Origin of the sequence: Azospirillum sp. TSH20 (assembly GCF_003115935.1) — a bacterium.
GTDB lineage: Bacteria > Pseudomonadota > Alphaproteobacteria > Azospirillales > Azospirillaceae > Azospirillum.
This window is the reverse complement of the sequence record NZ_LGQU01000058.1, coordinates 1-23,975: the sequence shown is the minus strand read 5'-3', so window position 1 is coordinate 23,975 and position 23,975 is coordinate 1. Positions and strand designations below refer to the sequence as shown.

Sequence of the window (23,975 nt, the reverse complement as noted above, 5' to 3'; positions counted from 1 at the left end):
AGACCAACGGCCATGAAGGCGCCCCCCTTCGCATACCGGCGCGTCGACAGCGTCGCCGCCGCCGCCGCCCTGCTGCGCGAGCACGGCGACGAGGCCCGGCTGATCGCAGGGGGGCAGACCTTGCTGGCCACCCTCGGGATGCGGCTGTCCGAACCGTCGCTGCTGATCGACATCCGCGGCATCACCGAGATGCAGGGCATCGCGGTGGCCGACGGGCATCTGCGCATCGGGGCGCTCGCCCGCCATGTCGATGTCGAGCGTTCCGCCCTGGTCGCCCGGCATCTGCCGCTGCTGTCGCTGGCGGCCCCCCACATCGCCCACGCCGCCATCCGCAACCGCGGCACCTTCGGCGGGTCCATCGCCTTCGCCGATCCGGCGGCGGAATGGCCGGCCTGCACCGTGGCGGCCGACGGCGCGCTTACCTTGAGCGACGGCACCCGCAGCCGGACGGTGGCGGCGACCGACTTCTTCCTCGGCCTGTACCAGACGGCGCTGCGCCCGGACGAACTCATCACCGCCGTGCAATTCCCCCTGCCCGGCCCGCAGCGCCGCTTTGCCTTCACCGAGCTGGCCCGCCGCCACGGCGACTACGCCACGGTCGGGGTGGCGCTGGCCGGCGACGTGACGGACGGACGGCTGGACAACCCGCGGATCGTCTATTTCGGTATCGGCGGCACGCCGGTGCGGGCGCGGGCGGCGGAAGCGGCGCTGGCCGGCGGCCGGGCCGAGCCTGCGGCGCTGGACCGGGCGGTGGCCGAACTGGGCGGCGAGCTGGCCCCGGCCGGCGATCTCTACGCCGCCGCCGCGACCAAGCTCCACCTCGCCGGCGTGCTGCTGCGCCGCGGCATCCAGTCTCTCATGGCGGAGGACGTACAATCGTGACCGACAGGATCCTGGTCAACATCACCGTCAACGGCATGGTGTACGAGCGCTGGATCGAACCGCGCCTGCATCTCGGCGACTTCCTGCGCGAGGAACTGGGGCTGAAGGGCACCCATCTCGGCTGCGAGCACGGGGTGTGCGGCGCCTGCACCGTGGTGGTCGACGACGAGATCGTGCGCTCCTGCCTGACGCTGGCGGTCCAGGCCGACGGCGCCATGGTGGAGACCATCGAGGGCAAGTCCGAAAGCGGCGCGATCCGCGACCTGCAGGACGCCTTCCTGGAGCGCAACGCCCTGCAATGCGGCTTCTGCACGGCGGGGCTGCTGCTGACCGCCGACGCCCTGCTGCAGGCCGAGCCCGAGGCCGACCGCGCCCGCATCCGCGAGCATATTTCCGGCAACTACTGCCGCTGCACCGGCTACCACGCCGTCGTCGACGCCATCGAAACCGTGGGCGAGCGCCGCCGGGCCGGCGCAAGGGGAGCACAGCCATGAACAGCATCACCCCCCGCGCCGCCACCGTCGAAAAAATCGTCGGCCGAGCCGTGCCGCGCCCCAATGCCCGCCGGCTGGTCGAAGGCCGCGGCACCTATGTCGACGATGTCGAGCTGCCGCGGATGGTCCATGTGGCCTATCTGCGCAGCCCGCACGCCCACGCCCGCATCCTGCGGATCGACGCCGCCGCGGCGCTCGACATGCCGGGGGTGGTCGCCATCGTCGACGGCCGCCAACTGGCGGAGATTTGCGCGCCCTTCGTTGGCGCGCTGTCCCATCTGGCCGGCATGCGCTCGCCGCCGCAGCACGCCATGGCCGTCGACCGCGCCTGCTGGCAGGGCGAGGCGGTGGTGGCGGTGGTGGCGCAGACCCGCGCCCAGGCCGAGGACGCCATGCAGGCGGTCGAGGTCACGTGGGAGGTGCTGCCGGCGGTGACCCGCATGGACACCGCGCTCGACCCCGGCACCCCGGTGATCCACCCCGAGCTGGGCGACAACCTGTGCTTCCACCGCGAGGTCGACAGCGGCGGTGTGGACGATGCCTTCGCCGCGGCGGATGTCGTGGTGGAGGAGACCTATGATTTCGGGCGCCACACCGGCGTCACGCTGGAGCCGCGCTCGATCCTGGCCGACTACAACCCGGCCGAACGGCGGCTGACCGTCCATCATTCGCATCAGGCGCCCCACATGATGGGCGACCTCTACGCCCGACTGATGGGGATTCTCGAGGCCGACGTGCGGGTGCTCTGCAAGGATGTCGGCGGGTCGTTCGGCATCAAGGTCCACGCCTACGCCGACGATTTCGCCACCGTCGCCCTGTCGGTGCTGCTGGGGCGGCCGGTCAAGTTCGTCGCCGACCGGCTGGAATCCTTCGTCACCGACATCCACGCCCGCGAGCATCGGGTCAAGGCCCGGCTGGCGCTGACCCGCGACGGCCGCTTCCTCGCATTCGACATCGCTGACCTGACCGGCATCGGCCCCTATTCGATGTACCCGCGCACCAGCGCGGTGGAGGGCAACCAGGTCATCAACCTGTGCGGCGGCCCCTATGACCATCCGCACTACCGCGCCACGCTGGACGTGGTGTTCCAGAACAAGGTGCAGACCAGCCAGTATCGCGGCGTCGGCCACCCCATCGCCTGCGCCGTGACCGAGGGCATCGTCGATCTGGCCGCCGCGACGCTGGGGATGGACCCGCTGGAGCTGCGCCGGCGCAACCTGATGGCCGACGACAGCTTCCCCCGCAAGGGGGCGTCGGGCATCCTGCTGGAGAGCCTGTCCCACCAGCGCTGTCTGGCCCGTCTGGAGGAGATGGTGGATTTCCCCGCGCTCCGCCGCGAACAGGCAGAGCTGCGCGCCAAGGGCATCCATCGCGGCATCGGCATCGCCGTGCTGATCGAGCTGACCAACCCCGGCGCCGCCTTCTACGGCACCGGCGGTGCGCGCATCGCCTCGCAGGACGGCGCCACCGTCCGGCTCGATCCGACCGGCATCGTTCATTGCGCCAGCGGCGTCGGCGAGCAGGGCCAGGGCACCGAGACCATCTTCGCCCAGATCGTCGTCGACGAGGTCGGGGTGCCGATGGACCGGGTCCGGGTGCTGACCGGCGACACCGCCGCCACCCCCTATGGCGGCGGCACCTGGGCGTCGCGCGGCGCCGGGATCGGCGGCGAGGCGGTGCTCCAGGCCAGCCGGCAGCTGCGCGCCAACCTGCTGGAGTTCGCCGCCGTCCATCTGGGCCTGCCGGTGGAGCGGCTGCGCATCGCCGGCGGCTCGGTGATCGACACCGCCGAGGGCGTCGCCCTGATGGATCTGGCCGAGCTGGGCAGCCTCGCCCATTTCCGCCCGGACCTGCTGCCCGCCGGCTTCCAGCCGGAACTGGTGGTCACCCGCCATTACGCCCAGCGCGACTATCCCTTCATCTTCACCAACGGCATCCAGGTTTCCCATGTCGAGGTGGATGTGGAGACCGGCGTGGTGACGCTGCTCAAGCACTGGGTGGTCGAGGATTGCGGCCGGGTGCTCAACCCCCTGCTGATCGACGAGCAGATCCGCGGCGCCGTCATGCAGGGGCTGGGCGGCGTGCTGTTCGAGGAATGCCTGTATGACGAGAACGGCGTGATGCGCAACGGCAGCATGGCCGACTATCTGGTGCCGATGGCCGGCGAGATGCCCGACATCGAGGTGGCCCACGTCGAGACGCCGACGCGCTCGTCCGAACTGGGCGCCAAGGGCGCCGGCGAGGCTGGGACCGCCGGGGCGCCGGCGGCGGTGATGAACGCGATCAACGACGCCCTGCGGCCCTTCGCCGTCCGCCTGACCGCGCAGCCGATCACCCCGGAGAAGATCCTGCACGCCCTGCACCCCCACCTCGCCGGCTGACCCGGAGCGGTTTTGTCCGGCGCCTGCGACAGAGGATCAGGCGCTTCCCTGCTCCAGCCGCGTCAGCGCGCGGGCAAGTTCGGAGGCGTTGCGCATGCCCATCTTCTCCAGGACGCGGGCGCGGTGGGTCTCCACCGTGCGGATCCCGATGTCCAGCCGGCGGGCGATGATCTTGTTGGGAAGGCCTTGGGCCACCAGTTCCACCACCTCGCGCTCGCGCGGGGTGAGCAGGGTCATCCGGTGACGGATCTCCGCCGCCTCGACGCCCGCCTGCCGTTCGATCCGGTCGCGTTCGCAGGCTTCGCGCACCCGCTCGATGAGCAGGTCCTCGTCGAACGGCTTCTGCAGGAAGTCCACGGCGCCGGCCCGGAAGGCACGGACGGCGGCGGGAACGTCGCCATGTCCGGTGATGACGATCACCGGCAGGCTCAGGCCGCGCCGGATCATCTCCTGCTGCAGCGTCAGACCGTCCATGCCCGGCATCCGAATGTCGATCACCGCGCAGCCCGGCTGGTCGGGATCGGCGGCGGCCAGGAACTCGGCGGCCGACGCACAGAGGCGAACGGTCAGCCCGGCCAGTTCCAAATGCACCGCCAGCGCGTCGCGGACGGCCTCGTCGTCATCGACGATGAAGATGACGGGAACATCAGGCGTCATCGAAGTCGGTCCCGGATCCGTGGATGGGCAGGGTGAAGCGGAACACCGTCTCCCCGTGGGGCAGGCGCTCGCTGGTCAGGGTGCCGCCGTGCCCCTCGACGATGCTGTGGGCGATGGACAGGCCCAGCCCCATGCCCGTGGCTTTGGTGGTGACGAACGGGGCGAACAGGTTCCGCTCCACGACATCCGACAGCCCCGGCCCGCTGTCGCGCACGCCGACCGTGACGAAGCCCGCCTCGGTTGCGGGGTGAGCGAAGACGACGATGCGCCGCAGGCGGGGGTCGGGGGAGTCCATCGCCTCGGCGGCGTTGCGCACGAGGTTGAGGATCACCTGCTGCAGCTGCACCGCGTCGCCGCTGACGGCCGGCAGGCCGGGCGCCACCTCGGCCTGGATGGACACGGAATGCTGTCCGGCGACGGGGGCCGCCAACGCCAGGCAATCGGCGATCAGCGCACCGACCGACAGCGGCGCAGGGTCGCTGCGCCCCTTGCGCACGAAATCGCGCAGGCTGCGGATCACCCTGTCGGCCCGTTCGGCCTGCACCACGGTCTTGTCGAGGATCTCATTCAGGCGGGGCGAGGCCTGCTCGAGCTTGGCGATCTTGCGGGCGGCACGGGCGTAGCTCATGGCGGCCGACAGCGGCTGGTTCAGTTCGTGCGCCAGGGCCGCCGCCATCTCGCCGGCTTCGGTCAGGCGCGACGCGCGGTCGAGGTCCGATTGGCGCTCGCGGATCACCGCTTCGACCCGGCGGCGCTCGCTGACCACGGCGCCCAGCAGCAGCGCGGTGACCGCCAGGGTCAGCATGAGAAGCTGGAAATGGGTGGTCCGCGCCGTCTCCACCCCGGTCACCTGGATGGCGACGATCAGCCCGCCCTGGGTGACGGCCGAGGCGAGCGCCGCCCCCGCCAGCCCGTGCCTTACGGCCACCGCCACCGCCGGCAGGAACAACAGGTAGAAGTGCTCGTACTGGGCCGAGGCGAGCGGTCCGAAATCCAGCCACAGCGTCACACCGATGAGCAGGCCGTACGCCGCCATCTCGGCCGCCCCCCTCCAGGACGCCCGGGGCACCGTGCCGCGCAGGGCGACCAGCACGACGGGTGTCAGCACCGCGATTCCGATGACCTCCCCGACCCAGTAGCGCAACAGGGCCCCGGCGAAATCCGACCAGGGGAACAGGCCGATCAGTGTGTGGAGAGCGATGTAACCCGCCCCCACCGCCAGCGGCGTCATCGCCGCGCCGACGAGCAGCAGCACGATGTCGCGCAATTTGGCGAGGCGGGGGTCGAGACCGAGCCGCCGGCGCAGCACCCAGGCCGCCCCGCCGTAACCGGCGGCGAGGATGCCGTTCGCCACCGCCGTCACCCACAGGGCGACGGGCAGGTCGCGCACCATCAGGTCGGCCACCATCAATCCCAGCCACGCCAGCGGCACGGCGCGGAAGCCGACGACGATCAGCATTCCCATCATCAGCCCGGCAGGGGGGTTCCATGGGGTGATGTTGAGCGGCGCGACCTCGTGGATGAAGCTGATCCAGTCCAAGGCCAGGTGAGCGGCCAGATAGGCCGGCACGAAGACCCAGCGGCCCCGGAGATCCTTCGGCATGTCCTCCCGCCTGATCGATGTGGTGATCCCGCCTGTAACGATAGGAACGGCCGGGCGCGATGCAATCCGTATTAGCCGGCATAGACAGGGCCGGCGGCCATTCCCGATCATGTCCTGAACATGAACGCCCGAATGCAGCACGCCCGTTTGGGGCGGGGAGTACAGCCATGAAGAACCTGCGACGAATTCTGCTGGCCACGGACCTCGAACCGAAATCGGATCGGGCGATGGAGCGCGCGGCGCAACTCGCCCGCCAGTCCGGCGCCGAGTTGACCGCCCTGCACGTCGTCCATGACGGGGACGGTCCGTACGCCCATTTGCCGCTCCACCATATCGAGGCGGAACTGCATCGCCATCTGCTCGCGGTCCCGGGCGCCGCCGGCCTCACGATGCGGGCGGTCGCCGTACGGGGTGCTGCGGTGGAACCGCAGGTCGCCGGTTATGCCGGGTTGTGGTGGCCCGATCTGGTCGTGGTGGGCGTCCACGCGCATGACGGCTTGGCAGACGTGTTCCTGCCGCCCACCGTCGAAAGGATTGCCATCGCCGACGAAACCCCCGTGCTGATCGTGCGCGACAAGCCGCACGGCCCCTATGCCCGTGCCCTGGTTCCCGTCGATTTCTCGGAACGGTCGCGCGCTGCGGTGGAGACCGCGCGTCGGCTGTTGAGCGACGGCAACCTCCACCTGCTGCATGTTGCGGACCTCCCGCTCGCCTCCCGCTCCCCGACGGGGCGGTCCACGGCCGGCGATATCACCCATGAGTTCGCCGGCGAGTTCGGGAAGATGCTGAGGGGAATGGCTCCCGACGGTCCCGCAGTCACCCGCGAGGTGCGGATCGGTCACCCGGTTCCGGAGATCGTCCGGGCTGCACGGTACGGGCACTACGATCTGGTGGTGATGGGATCGGCGCGGCGCGACGGTCTGATGCGCGCCTTCCTGGGCAGCGTCACCCAGGACGTGCTCGCCGACCTGCCCTGCGACGCCCTGCTGGCAGGCGATTCGGTCGGGGACCTTCAGCGTTGAGTCCCGGCGCTGCGGGAGCCGCGATGCCACCCGCTTCCACCGCGGGCAGAAACACCGGAGATGACCGATGGACGTAGACCGTGAACCATGGCCGCCGGGATGGCGCATGGAGAATGAGCCGGCGGGGGACAACGTCGTACCGCTCAGGCCAGAGTCCGAGACGGGCGCGCTCGCACGGCGCCCGGCTGTGCGGCGGACACCGCCCGGCGCCCGCCGCACGGGCGGCCGGCCGGACCGGTCGGAGGGACCGCCTCACAGGATCCTGCTGGCCACCGACCTCAGCTTCCGCTGTGAACGCGCGCTGGAGCGGGCGGCGTCGCTGTCCGCCCAGTGGCAGTCGACGCTCGTGGTGCTGCATGTGCTCGACACGCCCGCCTCCTGTCTTCCGGAGCCCGACCGCCGGCCGTCATGGTCTCCCGTCGCGCCGCGCAACCTCGCATGGAAGAGGCTGCTCGCCGACGTCGGTGCCGTCACCAAGCAGGCCACCTTGCTGATCCGGGAGGGCGATCCGGCCGAAGCGATCGCGCACACGGCGGAAACGGAGCATTGCGGCCTGATCGTGTTCGGCATCACCCGTGACGCCGTTCTCGACCGCCTATTCCTGGGCAGGACCATAGACCGTCTGCTGCGCCGGTCCCGCCTGCCCCTCCTCGTCGTGAAGGAGCGCCCACGCGGGCCGTATCGCGACATCGTCGTCGCCACGGACTTCTCCGACGCGTCGCGCGAGGCGCTGGAAGCGGCAGCCCGCATGTTTCCCGGTCAGGCGCCCACGGTCTTCCACGCCTACGAGACCCCGTTCTCCGGGCTGGCCGCAGATCCGCGCGCGCGCCGGCAGGAGTATCGGGACATCGCCGTGCAACAGTGCCGGGCCTTTCTCGCGAGGGGGCGGCGGCCGGCCGCCCGGTGGCCGGAGCGCGTCGTGGTCGAGAGTGGATCGCCGGAGCTGCTCTTGCGGAATTACGTCCGCGATCTAAACGTTGATCTGGTGGTCCTCGGCATGCACAGGCGCAACGCCATTGTTGAACTGATCGCCGGCAGTGTCGCCAAGACGATCATGGACGATGTGCCGTGCGATGTTCTGGTCGTCCAGCAGATGTCGGATGTCCGTGAAGGGACTGACGGCGGAGGCCAGCCAATGGAAACCGCGGACAGTCCGCCATGATGGAGACGGCGATGAGCATCCCGGAGTTGCTACCGGCACCCAACGTCATTCTCGACGCCGAGCCGCCCAACAAGGCGGCCCTGCTCGACCTTCTGGCGGAGGAAGCCGGTCAGCGGCTTGGACTTCCCAAGCCGGAGGTCCTCAGCGCGCTTCAGGCGCGCGAGAAGATCGGCTCCACCGGGCTCGGCCGGGGGGTCGCGCTTCCCCATGCCGAGATCCAGGATGCCCGGGCGCCGCTGGTCTTGTTCGCCCGGCTCCGCCGCGCCGTCAACTTCGACGCCCGCGACGAGGAGCCCGTGGATCTCGTCTTCCTGGTGCTCTGGCCCGCTGCGGCCCGCAAGGGCCTGCTGCCCACCATGTCGGAAATCTGTCGTGCCCTGCGCGAACCGCAGACGCTGCGCCGGCTGCGCGCCGCGGAGACGGCCGAGGATGTGGTCCAGCTGGTGCTCCAGGCAGTTCCTCCCGAAGCGGCCCAGGACGATACGCCACCCGGGGAATGACCGCCGTCGTCGACCACCCCCACCGCAACGACGATCAAGTGTAAGAACGCATGCCCGACGCCCTCCTGCTCCTGACCCTCGTCGGTCTTCCCTTCCTCGGCGCAATTGCTGCCGGGCTGCTGCCGACGCACGCCCGCAACGCTGCGGCGTGGCTGGCCGGTGGGATCGCCGCGGCCGGGGTCGCGCTGGTGTGGGCCGGCTATCCGACAGTGGCGGCGGGCGGCGTGCTCCGCCACGAGATCGCGTGGATGCCGTCCCTCGGGCTCAACCTCGTCCTGAGAATGGACGGCTTCGCCTGGCTGTTCGCGGGTATGGTGTCCGGCGTCGGCGCGCTGGTGATCGTCTACGCGCGGTATTACATGGCCGAGGACGACCCGGTCCCGCGCTTCTTCGCCTTCCTCCTTGCCTTCATGGGCTCGATGACCGGTGTGGTCATCTCCGGCAACCTGATCCAGCTCGCCTTCTTCTGGGAACTGACCAGCCTCTTCTCCTTCCTGCTGATCGGCTACTGGCATCATCTGGCGGCCGCGCGCGACGGCGCCCGCATGGCGCTGACCATCACCGCCACCGGCGGGCTCTGCCTGTTCGCCGGCGTGCTGGTGCTCGGCCACATCGTGGGCAGCTACGACCTCGACGCCGTGCTGGCCTCGGGCGACCGGATCCGTACCCATCCGCTCTATCTTCCGGCGCTGGTCCTCATCCTCCTGGGCGCCCTGACCAAGAGCGCGCAGTTCCCCTTCCACTTCTGGCTGCCGCACGCCATGGCGGCGCCCACGCCGGTCTCCGCCTATCTGCATTCGGCGACGCTGGTGAAGGCGGGGGTCTTCCTGATGGCGCGTCTCTGGCCGGTGATGGCGGGGACCGACGCTTGGTTCTGGATCGTGGGCACGGCCGGGGTCACCACCCTGATCCTCGGCGCCTACATCGCCATCTTCCAGCACGACCTGAAGGGCCTGCTGGCCTATTCGACCATCAGCCATCTCGGACTGATCACGCTTCTGCTCGGCCTCAACAGCAAGCTCGCCATGGTGGCGGCGATCTTCCACATCATCAACCACGCGACGTTCAAGGCGTCGCTGTTCATGGCCGCGGGCATCATCGACCACGAGACCGGCACGCGCGACATCCGGCGCCTGTCGGGCCTGAACCGCTTCATGCCGTTCACCGCGCGGCTGGCCCTGGTCGCGGCGGCGGCCATGGCCGGCGTGCCGCTGCTCAACGGCTTCCTGTCCAAGGAGATGTTCTTCGCCGAGGCGCTGTCGGCCGAGGGGCCGCTGCCGTTTCTCCTCGATGTCCTTCCGGCCGCCGCCACGGTGGCGAGCGCCTTCAGCGTGGCCTACTCGCTGCGCTTCATCCACGGCGCCTTCTTCGGCCCCGACCCGGTGGACCTTCCGCTCACGCCGCACGAGCCGCCGACCTGGATGCGGTTCCCGGTGGAGATCCTGGTGCTGGCCTGCATCATCATCGGCCTTCTCCCGGCGGCCACCGTGGGGCCGTATCTGGATATGGCGGCGCATGCGGCCTTGGGCGCCGCCACGCCGGATTACAGCCTCGCGGTCTGGCACGGCTTCTCCCTTCCCCTGCTGATGAGCCTGATCGCCCTGGTCGCCGGCGTCTCGCTCTACCTCATGCTCCAGCGGCATCTCAAAAAGGGCGTGGAAGGGGCGCCGCTGATCGGCGGCCTGCAGGGCCAGCGCATGTTCGAACGCACCATGGTCTTCCTGTCCTGGCGTCTGGCGCGGACGCTCGAGGGGCTGCTCGGCACCCGGCGCCTGCAACCCCAGCTGCGGCTGGTGGTGTGCGTGGCGGTACTGGCCGCGGGCTGGACCGTCTGGCTGCGCGGGCTCGGCCCCGGCAACCTCATTCCCTCCGGCATCGATCCCGTTCTGGCGCTGATCTGGGCGATCGGAGCGGCCTGCGCCGTCGGCGCGGCGTGGCAGGCCAAGTACCACCGGCTCGTCGCCCTGATCTTGCTCGGCGGCACGGGACTGGTCACCTGCGTCACCTTCGTCTGGTTCTCGGCGCCCGACCTCGCCCTCACCCAGCTGCTGGTCGAAGTCGTCACCACCATCCTGCTCCTGCTCGGGCTGCGCTGGCTGCCCAAGCGCCTGGACGTGCCCGGCGCGCGTCCGCCGGAGGTCATCACCGCGACGCGCCGCCTGCGCGATCTCGCCATCGCCGTCGCCGCCGGCCTCGGCATGGCGGCGCTGGCGTTCGGCGTCATGACCCGGTTCCCGCCGGAGATCCTGGCGGAGCATTTCCTGGAGCGCTCCTACACGGAAGGGGGCGGCACCAACGTGGTTAACGTCATCCTCGTGGATTTCCGCGGCTTCGACACGCTGGGCGAGATCACCGTCCTGGGCGTGGTGGCGCTCACCGCCTATGCGCTGCTGCGGCGCTTCCGCCCGGCCCCCGACAGCGTAGATGTTCCGGAACAGCAGCGCGACCAGAGCGCCCACGACATCGCCCGGCCCGGACGGCGGGAGGGCGACACCGTTGCCGACTGGCTGCTGATCCCGTCCATCATCGCCCGGCTGCTGTTCCCGGTCATCGGTCTGGTCGCGGTGTACCTCCTGCTGCGCGGCCACGATCTGCCCGGCGGGGGCTTCGCGGCTGGCCTGACCGCGTCCATCGCCCTGATCCTGCAGTACATGCTGGGTGGGACCCAGTGGGTCGAGGCGCGCCTGCGGGTGCTTCCGCTGCGCTGGATGGGCCTCGGCCTCCTGCTGGCGACGGGCACCGGCCTCGCCGCCTGGGCGTTCGGACGTCCTTTCCTGACGACCTATTTCAGCTACGCGGAACTGCCCCTCGTCGGCACGGTTCCGGTGACGAGCGCCCTGATCTTCGACATCGGCGTCTTCGCCCTGGTCGTCGGCGCCACGATGCTGACCCTGATCGCGCTCGCCCGCCAGTCGGTTCGCGGACACCGCGCCGCGGCGCCGCGCCCCGCCGACGAGCTTGCCGCCCCCTTGGCCGCCCCCTCGGCCGCCCCCGTGGCAGGACCTGCCGCGACAGCGATGGGAGACGATTGATGGAACTCATCCTCGCCCTTGGGATCGGCGTGCTGACGGGGTCGGGCGTGTGGCTGCTGCTGCGGCCGCGGACCTTCCAGGTGATCATCGGCCTCTCGCTGCTCTCCTACGCCGTCAACCTGTTCATCTTCTCGACCGGCGGGCTGCGCACGGGGGCGGTCCCCGTGCTGGAACGGGGAACCATGGGCCACCTCGCCACCTACGCTGACCCTGTGCCCCAGGCGCTGGTGCTCACCGCCATCGTCATCAGCTTCGCCACCACGGCGCTGTTCCTCGTCCTGCTGCTCGCCGCGCGCGGCCTGACGGGGACCGACCACGTGGATGGCCGGGAGAAGGACCGATGAGCGGCTGGATGGACCATCTGACGATCGCCCCGATCATCATCCCGCTTCTGGCGGGGGCGCTGATGATGCTGATCGACGAGCGGCGGCGGACGCTCAAGGCCGCCATCGGCCTCGCGTCGGCCCTGGCTCTGCTCGTCCTGGCGATCCTTCTGCTTCTGCTGGCCGACGGCATGCCCGCGGGCGGCGGTGAGGCCGCCGTGCGCGTGTACCGGCTGGGCGACTGGCCCGCGCTCTTCGGCATCGTGCTGGTGCTGGACCGTCTCGCCGCATTGATGCTGGTGCTGACCGCCATCCTCGGGGTCGCCGCGCTGATGTTCTCGCTGGCGCGCTGGCAGAATGCGGGGGCGCATTTCCATTCTCTGTTCCAGTTCCAGCTGATGGGGCTCAACGGCGCCTTCCTCACCGGCGACCTCTTCAACCTGTTCGTCTTCTTCGAGATCATGCTGGCCGCGTCGTACGGCCTGGCGCTGCATGGCTCCGGCCTGGCCCGTGTCCGGGCCGGGCTGCATTATCTCGTCATCAACCTCGCGGCCTCCCTGCTCTTCCTGATCGGGGTGAGCATGATCTACGGCGTGGCCGGCACCCTCAGCATGGCCGACCTCGCAAGCCGCATCGCGGTCGTCGCCAACGAGGACCGGGCGCTGCTGGAGGCGGGCGCGGCGATCCTGGGCATTGCCTTCCTGATCAAGGCGGGGATGTGGCCGCTGGGCTTCTGGCTGCCGAACACCTACGCCACGGTCAACGCCGCGTCGGCGGCCATCATCTCGATCCTCAGCAAGGTCGGCATCTACGCCGTTCTGCGGCTGTGGCTGCTGATGTTCGGCGAGGGCGGCGGGGCCTCGGCGGGTTTCGGCGGTGTCTGGCTGCTGGCCGGGGGGCTGCTGACCATCGCCTTCGGCTCCGTGGCGGTATTGGCGACGCAGAACATGGCGCGGCTCGCCGGGGCCAGCGTGCTGGTCTCCTCCGGCACGCTGCTGGCGGCGGTGGGGACGGGGCAGGTCGCGGTGACCGGGGGCGCGCTGTTCTACCTGACCGGTTCGGTCCTGGGGATCGCCGGCTTCTTCCTGCTGATCGAGCTGGTCGAACGCGGGCGGGAGCTGGGCGCCGACGTGCTGGCCGTTACGCGCGAGGCGTTCGGCGAGGACGAGGAGGCGGACGAGGATGACCAAGTCGGCGTCCCCATACCGGCGACGATGGCGATCCTCGGCTCCAGCTTCATCGCCTGCGCCATTCTCCTGGCGGGGCTGCCGCCGCTGTCCGGTTTCCTGGCCAAGTTCGCCATGCTGGGTCCCCTGCTGTCTCCGGGCGGCGCCGGCGTGTCCGCGACGACCTGGGCGCTGCTGGCCGCGTTCGTGCTGTCCGGGCTGGCGACGGTTGTGGCCATGACCCGCACTGGCATCGACGTCTTCTGGGCGTCGCCGGCGGTCACCGTCCCGCGCGTGCGCGTCGTCGAACTCGCGCCGGTCATGCTGCTCCTGGCGATGTGCGTGGCGCTCTCCGTCCAGGCCGGACCCGTGATGCGCTACATGGAGGCCACGGCCCGGTCGATGCACGCGCCGCACGGCTATGTCGGCGGCGTCCTGCCGACGCCCTGGCCGTCTAGGCCACAGGAAGGAGACGTCCGATGACGCGGTGGCTGCCCTTTCCCCTGCTGACCGCAACGCTGCTGGCCGTGTGGCTGATCCTGAACGAGAGTGTGTCGCCGGGCGCGGTCATCCTGGGCGGCGTCCTGTCGATTGCCGCGGTCCGGATGCTGATGCCGCTCGAGCCGCCGGAGGGGCGCTTCCGGCGGCCGCTGGCGGCGCTGACGCTCACGCTGGTGGTCCTGGGCGACATCGTCCGGTCGAACAACGCGGTCGCCCGGATCATCCTGCGGCCCGGCATCAGGAACCGGACCTCGGGCTTCGTGCGCATTCCGCTCGACCTTCGCGCGCCCTATGGCCTGGCGGCGCTCGCCTGCATCATCACGGCCACGCCGGGCACGATCTGGGTAGAGTACGATTCCGCGGGGAACACCGTGCTCCTTCACATCCTCGACCTCGTCGACGAGCGCGTGTGGATCGAAACCATCAAGGAACGGTACGAAAAACGCCTGATCGAGGTGTTCGAATGATCACGACCATTCTGATCTGGTCCATCCTCATAGCGCAGATCCTGCTGGTCCTCGCCATGGGCTGCGCGGTGGTCCGCATCTTCCGGGGCCCGCGGGCGCAGGACAGGGTGGTCGGGCTCGACGCCCTTTACGTCAATGCGACGATGCTGCTGCTGATCTTCGGCATCCGCACGACAAGCACATTGTATTTCGAGGCGGCGCTCATCATCGCCCTGTTGGGGTTCGTCTCGACGGCGGCGATCGCCAAGTTCCTCATGCGTGGAGAGGTGATCGAATGACGCACTTGGCCGAACTCCCGTCATGGGCAGCGCTGCTGACCGCCCTGCTCCTCCTGCTCGGCGCCGCCCTGGCGTTGATCGGTTCGTTCGGACTGTTGCGGTTCGGCAGCTTCTACGAACGGATCCACGCCCCGACGCTGGGGTCGACGCTGGGCATCGGCTTCGTGCTGATCGCGTCCATGCTGTTCTTCTCGGTTCTGCAGTCACGCCCCGTGCTGCATGAGGTGCTGATCACGGTGTTGATGGTTGTCACGACGCCCATCACCCTGATGCTGCTGGCCCGCGCGGCGCTGTATCGCGACCGCACGGAAGGCAACGACGACGTGCCGCCGTCGACTTGAGGGCGGTCCCCCGAGCTAAGAGCTTGTTCTTAGCATTACGCGCTGACTTCCTGGGGAATGAGCCGCTTCAGACGCCTGGAGAGGATGGAGATGAAGGCGATCTGGACGAAGGCAACGAGATGGTCCTTTGTCCAGTCGATGATAATGTTCAATCGACGGTAGCGACTGATCCAGCTGAAGGAGCGCTCCACCACCCAGGCGATTTCGGTGGGGATGAACATCCCGTCGCGGCCGCGGGCGATCGGCTGGACGGGGATGCCGAGCGCCTCCCCGGCGTCGGCGAGGCGCTCGCCACGATAACCGAGATCGCCGATAGCCGGTCCCTAGAAACCGCGCCCAGCGATCTCCCGCAGCACCGGCACGATGCCTTTGGTGTCGTGCACGTTGGCTGGCGCAGCATCGATTGCCAGCGGAATGCCGTACTTCTCCACTGCGAGATGGATCTTGATGCCGCGGATCCTCTTGCCGCCGTCTACGCCGCGGGCAAAACAGCTCGAAGCAGACGGGCAGGTGCGGCTGTCGCTCACGATGGCACTCGGTTCCGCCATATCGCCGCAGGCCAGCCGCCACGTGCGGCGCAGCCGGTCGAGCAAACGCCGCCACAGCCCGAGCCGGGTCCAGCGGGCGAAGAGGGTGTACAGCGTGCCGAAGGGCATGCCGGAGAGCTGACCGATGGCGCGCCATTGCATGCCACAAAAGCACACGCACCAGATCGCCATGATCGCCTTGCGCAACGCTGCTCCGGTGAGCGCCGGCTTGGGCCCGGAACGGGTTGGGTGACTGCTGTCGGCCGCCATCGCTGTCAGCTCGCTCAGCACCTCCTCGACAAAAGCATCGACATCCGAGAACGCGTCCCAGGACGCTGGTGTGGTGCATGCGAGACGAACTGCAGTGCCCATAGAGTGCATATCCAGGCGGTCAGAGCAAGGGCCGCAGACCTACCAGACCGCGCCCCGCCGCAACACCCCTATTCAGCTTAAAGTGGCATCCTGATCAGCATTCCCAGGGATGCGCCTGCCACGAACAAGCTCTAAGAGGCCGCCCAGCCGGCCAAGGTCGGCGTTCACTTTCGCCAGCCGCTCGACCGCTTCAAGGTCCACCACGCTGCGCGGTTGATACCCCAGCCCGACACTCCGCAGATAGGCCGACACCGACAATCCGGCCGCCTCCGCCTGCGCCTCGATGCGCGCCCGCTCGGCCGCATTCACCCACACCTTCAAGGGCCGTTGCCGGTCTCGGGTCTCGCCCGCAGTCGGTGCTGTCATCGGGATTTCCCTCCTGGCGTTCAAAGCGGCGGCAGCCGCCGTAGGCCTCGCAGAGCAAGAGCAGTGTCGAGCCCGAAGGACGAGTAAGCGCGGGTGGTGGGGGACGACACGGCTTCGCCGTGTAGGCCTACACCACATATCTTGCCATCCGCAAAAGTGAAATTATCCGCAATCCTCTGCAAAACTCTGCGAAGGCATATCCCAACCGAGGCAAAATCGCAGACATTCGCAAAGGTTCGCAGAGTTTCGCAGACTCCATTTCATATAATTTCATACGATTTCATATAACTGCAGAAAATTTCTTATGGTTGCAGACAGTTTCATGGGTTGCTAGCGTTCTCCTCCTCGGCACAATGACGAGGCAAGAATGGCTGAGCAGCAGTCCGCAAAGCGGCGGAAGGGTGATCGACGCGCCCTCTTCCTAGCCAGGATCGACGCGATCCGCACTGAGCTGCAGCAGGGCTGGCCGGTGAAGACCGTCTACAGCAGACACGCGTCAAAGTTAGATATGTCCTATTCACAATTCTGGCGTTACGTGTCCTCGCTGATCCTGGCCAGGGACCCGAAGGAGCGCCTGCGCACGCCCCCTGTGGCACCGCTGCCCGACCCGCCAGCACACGCGCCGCAGGTCTCCAAACCGGACGCTGGCGAGCCCAAAATCAAGCAGTTCACCTACAATCCTCGCGCGAAGAACCCTGCAGACCTGATTTAAGAAGCGACGGATGACTCTGAAGGTCAAACAGGCCGCAGAGGAGGTGCCGGCGTTCCCCAAACCGCCTGTTTGAATTCACAGGATACTCCGAGGAAAAACGGGGGGCGGAAAGTCGATGATCTCATCTGGCTTGGCCCAGGACCTCATCGCCAACGGCCGGCTCGTCCCCTGCGTCGACACCGCAGGACAGCGGGACTGCCTGTCGCGGCACCTCCGGTCAGGGTTTCCGACCGGTCCGCCGCGGCGCGATCACAGACCCAATCCGGCTGCGTGACGTGCGCCCCACCCCGCTGTCCTCGGCAAACTCGCGCCAGCGGTCCACCGCGCCGCGCACCTGGTCAATGATGCCGGTGACGTCGGCCGGCGGAAGGGAGAACTCCGCCGCCATCGCCCGCAGCTGCCGCTCGCCGGGATCCCGCCCTTCGCCCAGGATGGCGGTGGAATGCTCGCCTCCGGGGCCGTCCGCATAGGTCAGGTCGTAGGCCGGCGCCAGCGACCAGCGGCCCGTCCGGTCCATCAGGTAAGCGAACTGGCGGCCGTGATCATCCCGGTTGTGGGCGAACAGGTTGAAGGCGGCGCGCCGGAACATCTCGACCACCTGCCGATGATCCTTGGTGAGCTGGAAGGTGAGGATCATCAGCGTCTTGTAGTCCAGGCTCGGCTGCCGAAAGTCGGCGTGGAGGTGGAGCCGGCCGGCCGGACCGACATGGTCGAACCGTTGCGCGGCGAAGTAGGCGGGCGTCTTTGGGCTTCCGCTCGGCAGCAGACAGGTGGGCGGCAGGGTCAAACCGGCGGTGCGCGCCATCTCGGCATAGGCCTGCTCGATCGGACCGATGTCCGCCGGGTCGTCTTTGCCGCGGAACTTCACCAGCCAGTGCGACCAGCCCTCCGGCGCCACCAGGGCGCCATGGATCAGATCGCCGCTGCGATCGTCGTGGCAAACCACCGCCTTCGGCCGGGCGCCGCCGGGGGAGCCGCCCACCCGCAGCAAGGTGGGGAAGAGCGCCTCGGGCGCCCCTTTGAGCACTTGGCGGCTCTGTGCGGCGATCCGGTCGAGATCGATGGCGCCAGTATCCACGGGCTCCTCGGTCTCCGGCCGGTAGACCAGGGCTCCCATCGCCCACTCCCCCATGCAGGCCAGCATGTCGAGGGGCGTCAGAGAGAGGGGATTGATCTTGCTGGCAGCGGCTCGGCGATGGATCAGCAACCGCCCCCACCCGTCGGGCAGGCTGTCGTCGAACACACCATGAAGGCCGGAGAACGGCGCGTCCGGCCCCTGCAGAACGCCTGGGCGCGGGGTTCGCAGAAACCAGGACAGCACCCGGCCGGAGGCGAGGAAGGCATCGTCGAATTCGACATAGGTTTTCCCGTCGCGGGCGGCCAAGCGCCCGACAGCCTCCTCGTCGCCTTCCCCCCAACGCAGCGACACCGCCAGAACGCCGACATGCTTCATCGAACCACCGTCCGGCGCTTGCCCCGCTGGCGCTTCGGCCGCTCGATCACCTCATCGAGGCTGCGGAATTCCGGTTCCGAGAACAGTGCGCCGAACTCTTCGATCGCGTCGAGCACGACGGCGACGCGGATCAGCGCGTCGAACGCCAGCTTGCCGCTGGCCTCGAACCGCCGCAGCGTCCAGATGTTGACCCCGCTGCGGTCGGCAACCTCCTGCTGGGTGAGCCCAAGGGCGACCCGCCGGGCGCGAGCGCGGGCGGCCACGGTCCGTGTCACATCCCCAGGGGTCATGAGGCTGAGTGGGATCATGAGACAACTTATTCCAGAAATTCGCTGTAAGTTGGATTGTGATCCAACTTATATCTGGACACAAGGCAGTGTCTGCTCAAAGCGGTCTGCAGCGAACCGTGGCGACCGAACCTCCTGAAGGGGCCGCTGTGTCGGCCTCGGACCAGTCCAGCCAGCATCCCCAGGATCTGCCGGATACGCTCGACCTCGTCCAGGCTGACCCGACCACCGCGGCGGTCGTAGAGTTGGGTGGTGCGGGTGGAGGTGTGGTTGGTCAGGACGGCAGTGGTCTCCAGCGTGCCGTCCTTGACCAGATCGGCGGTGATCCCACGGGCGCGGACGCTGTGGCACCCGAGCGGCATGGCGATGCCCACGACGCGGCGGCGCACCATAGCGTCGATTCTTCCGCTACTGAGTCTCCGAGGAGATCAAGTGCCACTGCCAGCGACGCAGTGACGATCGGAGAGAGCAGCTCCGGCCAGTACAATCAGTACACGATCCGCTGATTCGGCTGACGGGTGTTCATCTCGTTGGTCTGGAAGCTCACCAGCTTTCCGCCTTTTGAGAAACGAAGATGCGCGAACGCCATTTTCCCAGGAAACTGGTTGCCGACAAGATTGGTTTCACTATAGCTGTACGACAGCATCTTTTGAGCCGTCAGGCAGCGTTGAAGACGAAGCGGGCTGTCCAAACTGCGCGATCACCTGCTCGACGGTCGCGTTCTGCTGCTTGAGTGCTGAGAGTTCACCGTCCGTGATCTTGGTGCCAGACGCGACCGCGCATCCAGACAAGACGAGTGCAACGACGATGGCGGCTAACGTACGCATAGTTCCCCCTAACGGCATGGTTCTCCAAGGTAGATAGCACGCCGTTCGACTCTCACGTAGGCGTACAATATCGTATCGGAATGTCATATCCGCCATCCGGGTTCTGACATGACTCTACCACCGGCTGGAATGACTCCCGCGCCATGGCGTGATCATCGACCCGCTCTGACATCTCAATCCCGGCTCTTCACTTCTATCCCCTGTGGATCAGCGTTCAATCTCGGCCGGCATTCGTATTCGGTTATTCCATTGGTTTGCTGAAGGAAATCGTTCCGCAGGTGTCTATGTAGGGGCACCTACCACAAGAAATTATCTCACCGAGTCAATGACATAACTTTTTGGTCCGCACGGCTAGGGTTGGACGCCGATCCACACCCGCTCCGGTATTGGTCAAGATTGACCAATACCAGCAACATGCCTTATGGTTGGTCAGTCTTGACCAAGGAGATGTGTCATGGACCCCGTCAACCTGTATGAGGCCAAGACCAACCTGTCGCAGTTGGTCGACCGCGCTGCCGCCGGCGAAGAGATCGTCATCGCGAAGGCTGGCCGGCCGATGGCCCGTCTGGTTCCGCTGCGCCGTCGGACGACGCCCCGGCCGCTCGGCCTGCTGAAGGGCGAGGTGGTGCTGGGCGAGGATTTCGACGCCCCGCTGCCCGAAAGCATGGCGCGGGCCTTCAGAGGTGAAGAGCCGTGAGACTGCTGATCGACACCCACATCTTCGTCTGGATGACCAGCCAGCCCGAACGCCTGTCTACGGCCGCCGCTGTCGCGGTGGTCGACCCCCACAACGAGGTTTTCCTCAGCGCCATCAGCGTCTGGGAGATTTCGATCAAGCGTGCCCTGGGACGGCTTCCGTTTCCCCTCGAGCGGCTGGACGCCCTGCTGACGGAGATGGGCATTGAGGTGCTCGATCTGACAGCTGCCCATGGGGTCGCCGCGGGGGGCTTGCCGCGCCACCATGACGATCCGTTCGATCGCGCCTTGGTGGCGCAGGCGCAGATCGAGGGGATGACGCTTGTGTCGGCCGATCAGGCTGTTGTCCGTTATGGGGTGCCGGTAATCGCGTAATCGTAATAGAGATTTCTCCGCCAAGGAGCATCACAGTTCGGGGAGACGGGCCTCTACAGCTCGTGGGGCCTCATGATCCTCAGTCATCCACCCCAGCAGGGCGCCACATTGGTACCGCACCGTTGCCCGGTATCTCCGGCCAATCAAGCTGCGCCATCTCCTCAGCCGATATGGTGCCGTGCTGGTTGAAGGCGTTCTCAAGATGCTGGATGAGCCAAGCATACCCCTCCTTTGAAAGCTCGACGGCTGGTTGCTGCCGCAGCGCAAGTCGTGGATTCATGTTACCGATGCCATTGTGATAATTGCGCTGGGTGCTCGCAAAGCTGTCAGGATGTGAAACAGCACGCAGGTAGGACCCCAAGGGATCTCATACTTTCAGTAGATTACCGTGCCGATCGGCGTCCAAACCCCGTGCCGGTTCACAGAACGAGCTCATGGCGCGCGCTCGAGCCGTCGGGCAGAGCGTAGAGACGCTGAAAGCCGCGATCGCGCTGGCGCTGCCGGCGGCGTCCGGGCAGGAAGCCATGGTGTCGTCGGTCGACCGATCACGCATGCGTGTGGTCATCAAGGACCTTGAGGCACTGCTTGCGGCTGATGATATGGCGGCGAGCACCCTCTTTCACGCACATGAGGGTGAATTGCGTTCGGTTCTCGGCCACCATGCCGACGCCGTCGCACGGCTCATTGAAGACTTCGCTTTCGACGAGGCTCTCAACGCCCTGCGAGTCGGTGTCGCCAAGTGTCTGGAAGATGGTGAATGAGTAAGAAAGGGGGCGTGTATCGATGGAAAAAAGGCAGATCTACTATATCCTATACGTAAGCGCCGCGGCAGAGCAGTTCAGTAAAAAAGACATTCTTAAATTTCTTCGTAAAGCACGAGAGAAGAATCAACGCCTCGACGTGACTGTGGCCTGATTATAACCAGACTCTTCGGCAGCGCGGAAGCTTATGTTTCGCCTACATTACAGAGCATCGACCGCCTAAAGGCGGTCGAGCATCACACCTCTAATCCTTTGACAAACTTCATGCAGTTCTGATGCGTTTGACAAACTCATCTACGGACGACTGCAGGGTCTGCGCCTGAAGTCCGAGGTTGCTGGCGGCTCGCAAGACTTCCGAGGCCGATTGACCGGCTTGATTGGAGGCTTCATTGACACCAACAATACTGCGGGAGACCTCAGAGGTGCCTTGTGCCGCCTGCTGGACATTGCGTGATATCTCGCCGGTGGCGGCGGTCTGCTCCTCCACCGCCGAGGTGATGGTCGCGGCGATCTGGTTCACCTGCAGAACCGTGTCGGCAATGCCCCGGATTGCGCTGACAGCACCCTGCGTCTCCTTTTGGATCGCTTGTATTTGGCTGGCGATCTCCTCGGTGGCACGCCCGGTCTGGTTGGCGAGACTCTTCACCTCGGACGCCACGACGGCGAAGCCCTTGCCCGCTTCACCAGCACGAGCCGCCTCGATTGTAGCATTCAGCGCCAGAAGGTTGGTCTGGCTGGCAATTTGCTGGATGAGCAGCACCACGCTACCGATCTTCTCGGCAGCCTGGGCGAGGCTCTCCACGGTGGCGTTGGTACGTTGCGCTTCATCCACCGCAGTGCGGCTGATGTGTGCGGCGGATTCTACCTGCCGAGCGATTTCAGCGATCGAACTGGACAACTCCTCGGCCGCTGACGCGACGGTTTGGACATTACTGGACGCCTGTTCGGTTGCCGCGGCCACAGAGGAGGCTTGACGTGTCGTTTCCTCAGCAATCGAGGACATGCTCTGGGCATTTCCTTGAAGCTGGGTGGCAGAGGACGATACGGTGCTGACCACGCCCTGCACGCTGGCTTCAAAGCTGTCGGCCAACTCGTTCATGGCGCGCTTCTTCTCTGCCATTGCGCGCTGCTCGGCCTGCTTGGCTTCCTCTTCCATGGTGCGGGCACGTTGGAGGTTCTCCTTGAAGACCTGCATCGTGCCAGCGATATCGCCGATCTCATCCTTGCGCCCAACGCCATAGATATCGACGTTCAGGTTGCCGTCGGCGAGGCCGCGCAGACTGGTGACCGACGCGCTGATCGGACGGCTGATGCCGTATCGGGCGATTAGCAAACCGACGACGATACCGCTGAGAATGCCCAGCACCGCCACTGCAATCAGCATGTTGTGGACAGATTGGGCATTGATGCTGGCGTTCTGCGAAACGGCACTTGCCTTGTCGTCGGTGTATCTGTTGTAAGCGTTGATGGCAGCCTGAAGTTGGTTGGCGGCAGTTCGCGACGTCGTAACAGAGTCGAGAACAGTTTTGCGCGCCGCATCCATACTAATCTGGTCCCCGACATTGCGGGCCTGGACGATTGTATCATCCAGCTCCTTCAGATAGGAGGCATAGGCCCCATCGATGACGCTGAGCAACTCCGCTTGTCGCGTGTCGGCGGTCTTCTTCAGAACGGTGAGCCGCTGTTCGAGTTCGCGCCGCTGAGCGGCGACCTCCTTCTCCGCCTCACTTAACCCAGCGCGTGAGGGATCGGCGGCAATGTAGTATTCTGCGCGATTCAGACCAACCACGTTGCGGTTGGCGCGCGCGCCAGTAAGCGCCTCACGGCCAGCCTGCTCGATCTCACCGGCGTCCCGATCGAGTGTCGTAAGCGCTCGTACGCCCATCACGCTGATCACAGCAGTAACTGCTGACATCAGAATCACCAGGACAAGAATCTTGGCAAAAATTTTCACATTACTGAACTGCATCACTCGTATCATCCTGTGAGTCACGGCTTGGAGCATCTGAAGAAAATTGACACATTATAACTTAATCAATGGTTTAAAGGTATTTCATGGGGTTGCAAAGATTTCCCTGTTTATCGAAAATATTTAGAAAACTTATTTATTTGCGATTGCGGTGGATGGTCGATTGTTCTGAAAGGCTAGATGGGATAGACGCTCCCCGTTTCTGGTGAGTGACACCAGCTGAAGGGGATCGCCCCTCTGGATACGGAGTTCCTTCCCATGCAGCCCACGATCATCGGCCCGATCGTTGCGACGGCGCCGGTGGCCACCATCGGTGATACGAAGACTTTCACCTCAGCGCGCCACTTGGCGGCTTGGCTCGGATTGGAGCCGCGGCAAAATTCGAGCGGTGGCAAGGAGCGCCTGGGCGGCATCTCCAATTCTGGGGATGGCTATCTGCGCCGCATGCTGGTGCACGGCGTCGGCCGGTGAATGTCGCGATCGTGGCGCCGGCCTTGTCCGGCACCGCGCGGCGCTGTTAAGTCTGACCGGTCGGGACGGAGAGGCGGGTCCCGGACGGGGTGCTCGGAGCAGACCATTCGGCGCGCGCTCCGGCGGGCTGGTGCCCCGTGGGGACGACCGCGGCTAGACCGAAGCCGCGATCGCCGCCGAGACGGGGTGCGCGCCGGATTCGGTCTACCGCATTTCGCTCCAAAAGGGCGTCAGCACCGCCGGCGTGGCGCTGCGGGCCGAGGAACCCTTGTGTCTTTGAATTTTGCTAGAGAAGAAGCCCTGGGGGGTGGGGCATGCCCCACCCCCCAGGGTGGAGCGGCACCCGCTAA

At 66.7% G+C, this 23,975-nt stretch carries 27 protein-coding genes and 1 pseudogene; 17 read left to right on the top strand and 11 right to left on the bottom strand.

Annotated features, from left to right (window positions below; translation table 11 throughout):
- Positions 1-12 precede the first annotated feature (12 nt).
- The 3 genes from TSH20_RS17160 to TSH20_RS17150 are packed head-to-tail and all read left to right on the top strand — an operon-like array spanning position 13 to position 3,757.
- A complete protein-coding gene (locus TSH20_RS17160; protein WP_085082748.1) occupies positions 13-882 on the top strand; it encodes an FAD binding domain-containing protein in 870 nt (289 codons plus the stop codon).
- The gene (locus tag TSH20_RS17155; protein ID WP_244560499.1) at positions 879-1,376 is read left to right on the top strand and encodes a (2Fe-2S)-binding protein; all 498 of its coding nucleotides are present in this window, start codon (positions 879-881) and stop codon (positions 1,374-1,376) included. The genes TSH20_RS17160 and TSH20_RS17155 overlap by 4 nt, the downstream gene beginning before the upstream one ends.
- Entirely contained in the window at positions 1,373-3,757 is a 2,385-nt protein-coding gene (locus tag TSH20_RS17150; RefSeq protein ID WP_109075858.1) for a xanthine dehydrogenase family protein molybdopterin-binding subunit, read from the top strand. Before TSH20_RS17155 ends, TSH20_RS17150 begins: the two co-directional genes overlap by 4 nt.
- A gap of 36 nt (positions 3,758-3,793) precedes the next feature.
- Here the strand turns inward: TSH20_RS17150 and TSH20_RS17145 are convergent, their stop codons facing one another.
- Both TSH20_RS17145 and TSH20_RS17140 read right to left on the bottom strand, forming a co-directional pair.
- Entirely contained in the window at positions 3,794-4,414 is a 621-nt protein-coding gene (locus TSH20_RS17145) for a response regulator (protein ID WP_085082752.1), read from the bottom strand.
- Positions 4,404-6,017 carry an MASE1 domain-containing protein gene (locus TSH20_RS17140; protein ID WP_085082754.1) on the bottom strand — a complete coding sequence of 538 codons (1,614 nt, stop codon included), beginning with the start codon at positions 6,015-6,017 and terminating at the stop codon, positions 4,404-4,406. The genes TSH20_RS17145 and TSH20_RS17140 overlap by 11 nt, the downstream gene beginning before the upstream one ends.
- A gap of 167 nt (positions 6,018-6,184) precedes the next feature.
- Here TSH20_RS17140 and TSH20_RS17135 point away from each other — a divergent pair, with 167 nt between their 5' ends.
- The 9 genes from TSH20_RS17135 to mnhG all read left to right on the top strand — a co-directional run bounded on the left by TSH20_RS17135 (position 6,185) and on the right by mnhG (position 14,809).
- Complete coding sequence (locus tag TSH20_RS17135) at positions 6,185-7,039, top strand: universal stress protein (RefSeq protein ID WP_085082755.1); 855 nt, start codon at positions 6,185-6,187, stop codon at positions 7,037-7,039.
- A gap of 67 nt (positions 7,040-7,106) precedes the next feature.
- Entirely contained in the window at positions 7,107-8,201 is a 1,095-nt protein-coding gene (locus TSH20_RS17130) for a universal stress protein (RefSeq protein WP_085082757.1), read from the top strand.
- Entirely contained in the window at positions 8,198-8,701 is a 504-nt protein-coding gene (locus TSH20_RS17125) for a PTS sugar transporter subunit IIA (RefSeq protein WP_244560500.1), read from the top strand. The genes TSH20_RS17130 and TSH20_RS17125 overlap by 4 nt, the downstream gene beginning before the upstream one ends.
- A gap of 50 nt (positions 8,702-8,751) precedes the next feature.
- A complete protein-coding gene (locus TSH20_RS17120) occupies positions 8,752-11,733 on the top strand; it encodes a monovalent cation/H+ antiporter subunit A (protein WP_085082759.1) in 2,982 nt (993 codons plus the stop codon).
- Positions 11,733-12,077 (top strand): Na+/H+ antiporter subunit C, encoded by a 345-nt coding sequence (locus tag TSH20_RS17115; RefSeq protein WP_085082761.1) that lies wholly within the window; start codon positions 11,733-11,735, stop codon positions 12,075-12,077. Before TSH20_RS17120 ends, TSH20_RS17115 begins: the two co-directional genes overlap by 1 nt.
- Entirely contained in the window at positions 12,074-13,705 is a 1,632-nt protein-coding gene (locus tag TSH20_RS17110; protein ID WP_109075857.1) for a monovalent cation/H+ antiporter subunit D, read from the top strand. The genes TSH20_RS17115 and TSH20_RS17110 overlap by 4 nt, the downstream gene beginning before the upstream one ends.
- Positions 13,702-14,190 (top strand): Na+/H+ antiporter subunit E, encoded by a 489-nt coding sequence (locus TSH20_RS17105; RefSeq protein ID WP_085082765.1) that lies wholly within the window; start codon positions 13,702-13,704, stop codon positions 14,188-14,190. Before TSH20_RS17110 ends, TSH20_RS17105 begins: the two co-directional genes overlap by 4 nt.
- The gene (locus tag TSH20_RS17100) at positions 14,187-14,468 is read left to right on the top strand and encodes a K+/H+ antiporter subunit F (RefSeq protein ID WP_085082767.1); all 282 of its coding nucleotides are present in this window, start codon (positions 14,187-14,189) and stop codon (positions 14,466-14,468) included. The genes TSH20_RS17105 and TSH20_RS17100 overlap by 4 nt, the downstream gene beginning before the upstream one ends.
- A complete protein-coding gene (mnhG, locus tag TSH20_RS17095; protein WP_085082769.1) occupies positions 14,465-14,809 on the top strand; it encodes a monovalent cation/H(+) antiporter subunit G in 345 nt (114 codons plus the stop codon). The genes TSH20_RS17100 and mnhG overlap by 4 nt, the downstream gene beginning before the upstream one ends.
- Before the next feature lie 35 nt (positions 14,810-14,844).
- On the opposite strand, the gene TSH20_RS17090 is transcribed toward mnhG, so the two are convergent.
- From TSH20_RS17090 to TSH20_RS17080, 3 genes are all read right to left on the bottom strand, one after another.
- Positions 14,845-15,030 carry a hypothetical protein gene (locus TSH20_RS17090; protein ID WP_244560501.1) on the bottom strand — a complete coding sequence of 62 codons (186 nt, stop codon included), beginning with the start codon at positions 15,028-15,030 and terminating at the stop codon, positions 14,845-14,847.
- A 102-nt stretch (positions 15,031-15,132) separates the two neighbouring features.
- Positions 15,133-15,708: a transposase gene (locus tag TSH20_RS17085; protein WP_158282009.1), complete on the bottom strand. Its 576-nt coding sequence runs from the start codon at positions 15,706-15,708 to the stop codon at positions 15,133-15,135.
- Positions 15,709-15,780: 72 nt separating this feature from the next.
- Positions 15,781-16,074, bottom strand: coding sequence for a hypothetical protein (locus TSH20_RS17080; protein WP_085082775.1), 294 nt, complete (start codon positions 16,072-16,074; stop codon positions 15,781-15,783).
- A gap of 367 nt (positions 16,075-16,441) precedes the next feature.
- On the opposite strand from TSH20_RS17080, the gene TSH20_RS17075 reads away from it, so the two are divergent.
- A complete protein-coding gene (locus TSH20_RS17075) occupies positions 16,442-16,786 on the top strand; it encodes a TraK family protein (RefSeq protein WP_085082777.1) in 345 nt (114 codons plus the stop codon).
- 217 nt (positions 16,787-17,003) lie between these two features.
- Here TSH20_RS17075 and TSH20_RS17070 read toward each other — a convergent pair whose 3' ends face one another.
- From TSH20_RS17070 to TSH20_RS34670, 4 genes are all read right to left on the bottom strand, one after another.
- Complete coding sequence (locus TSH20_RS17070; RefSeq protein ID WP_109075856.1) at positions 17,004-18,239, bottom strand: type II toxin-antitoxin system HipA family toxin; 1,236 nt, start codon at positions 18,237-18,239, stop codon at positions 17,004-17,006.
- On the bottom strand, positions 18,236-18,502 hold the full coding sequence (locus TSH20_RS17065; RefSeq protein ID WP_158282008.1) for a helix-turn-helix transcriptional regulator: 267 nt from the start codon (positions 18,500-18,502) through the stop codon (positions 18,236-18,238). Before TSH20_RS17065 ends, TSH20_RS17070 begins: the two co-directional genes overlap by 4 nt.
- Positions 18,503-18,555: 53 nt before the next feature.
- Positions 18,556-18,918, bottom strand: a complete 363-nt coding sequence (locus TSH20_RS17060; RefSeq protein ID WP_085082783.1) for a hypothetical protein — start codon at positions 18,916-18,918, stop codon at positions 18,556-18,558.
- Positions 18,919-19,013: 95 nt separating this feature from the next.
- Positions 19,014-19,217, bottom strand: coding sequence for a hypothetical protein (locus tag TSH20_RS34670; protein ID WP_143266314.1), 204 nt, complete (start codon positions 19,215-19,217; stop codon positions 19,014-19,016).
- A 590-nt stretch (positions 19,218-19,807) separates the two neighbouring features.
- Here TSH20_RS34670 and TSH20_RS17050 point away from each other — a divergent pair.
- Both TSH20_RS17050 and TSH20_RS17045 read left to right on the top strand, forming a co-directional pair.
- On the top strand, positions 19,808-20,050 hold the full coding sequence (locus TSH20_RS17050) for a type II toxin-antitoxin system Phd/YefM family antitoxin (protein WP_085082788.1): 243 nt from the start codon (positions 19,808-19,810) through the stop codon (positions 20,048-20,050).
- Positions 20,047-20,424 carry a type II toxin-antitoxin system VapC family toxin gene (locus tag TSH20_RS17045; protein ID WP_085082790.1) on the top strand — a complete coding sequence of 126 codons (378 nt, stop codon included), beginning with the start codon at positions 20,047-20,049 and terminating at the stop codon, positions 20,422-20,424. The genes TSH20_RS17050 and TSH20_RS17045 overlap by 4 nt, the downstream gene beginning before the upstream one ends.
- A gap of 79 nt (positions 20,425-20,503) precedes the next feature.
- Here the strand turns inward: TSH20_RS17045 and TSH20_RS34665 are convergent, their stop codons facing one another.
- Positions 20,504-20,785: a hypothetical protein gene (locus TSH20_RS34665; RefSeq protein WP_143266315.1), complete on the bottom strand. Its 282-nt coding sequence runs from the start codon at positions 20,783-20,785 to the stop codon at positions 20,504-20,506.
- Between the two features lie 73 nt (positions 20,786-20,858).
- Between TSH20_RS34665 and TSH20_RS17040 the strand changes: the two genes are divergently transcribed.
- On the top strand, positions 20,859-21,185 hold the full coding sequence (locus TSH20_RS17040; protein ID WP_109075854.1) for a hypothetical protein: 327 nt from the start codon (positions 20,859-20,861) through the stop codon (positions 21,183-21,185).
- A 262-nt stretch (positions 21,186-21,447) separates the two neighbouring features.
- Here the strand turns inward: TSH20_RS17040 and TSH20_RS17035 are convergent, their stop codons facing one another.
- Positions 21,448-23,154, bottom strand: a complete 1,707-nt coding sequence (locus tag TSH20_RS17035; protein ID WP_085082794.1) for a methyl-accepting chemotaxis protein — start codon at positions 23,152-23,154, stop codon at positions 21,448-21,450.
- Between the two features lie 273 nt (positions 23,155-23,427).
- Here TSH20_RS17035 and TSH20_RS17030 point away from each other — a divergent pair.
- Positions 23,428-23,613, top strand: a pseudogene (locus TSH20_RS17030) (transposase); the annotation flags it as partial.
- Positions 23,614-23,975: the final 362 nt, after the last annotated feature.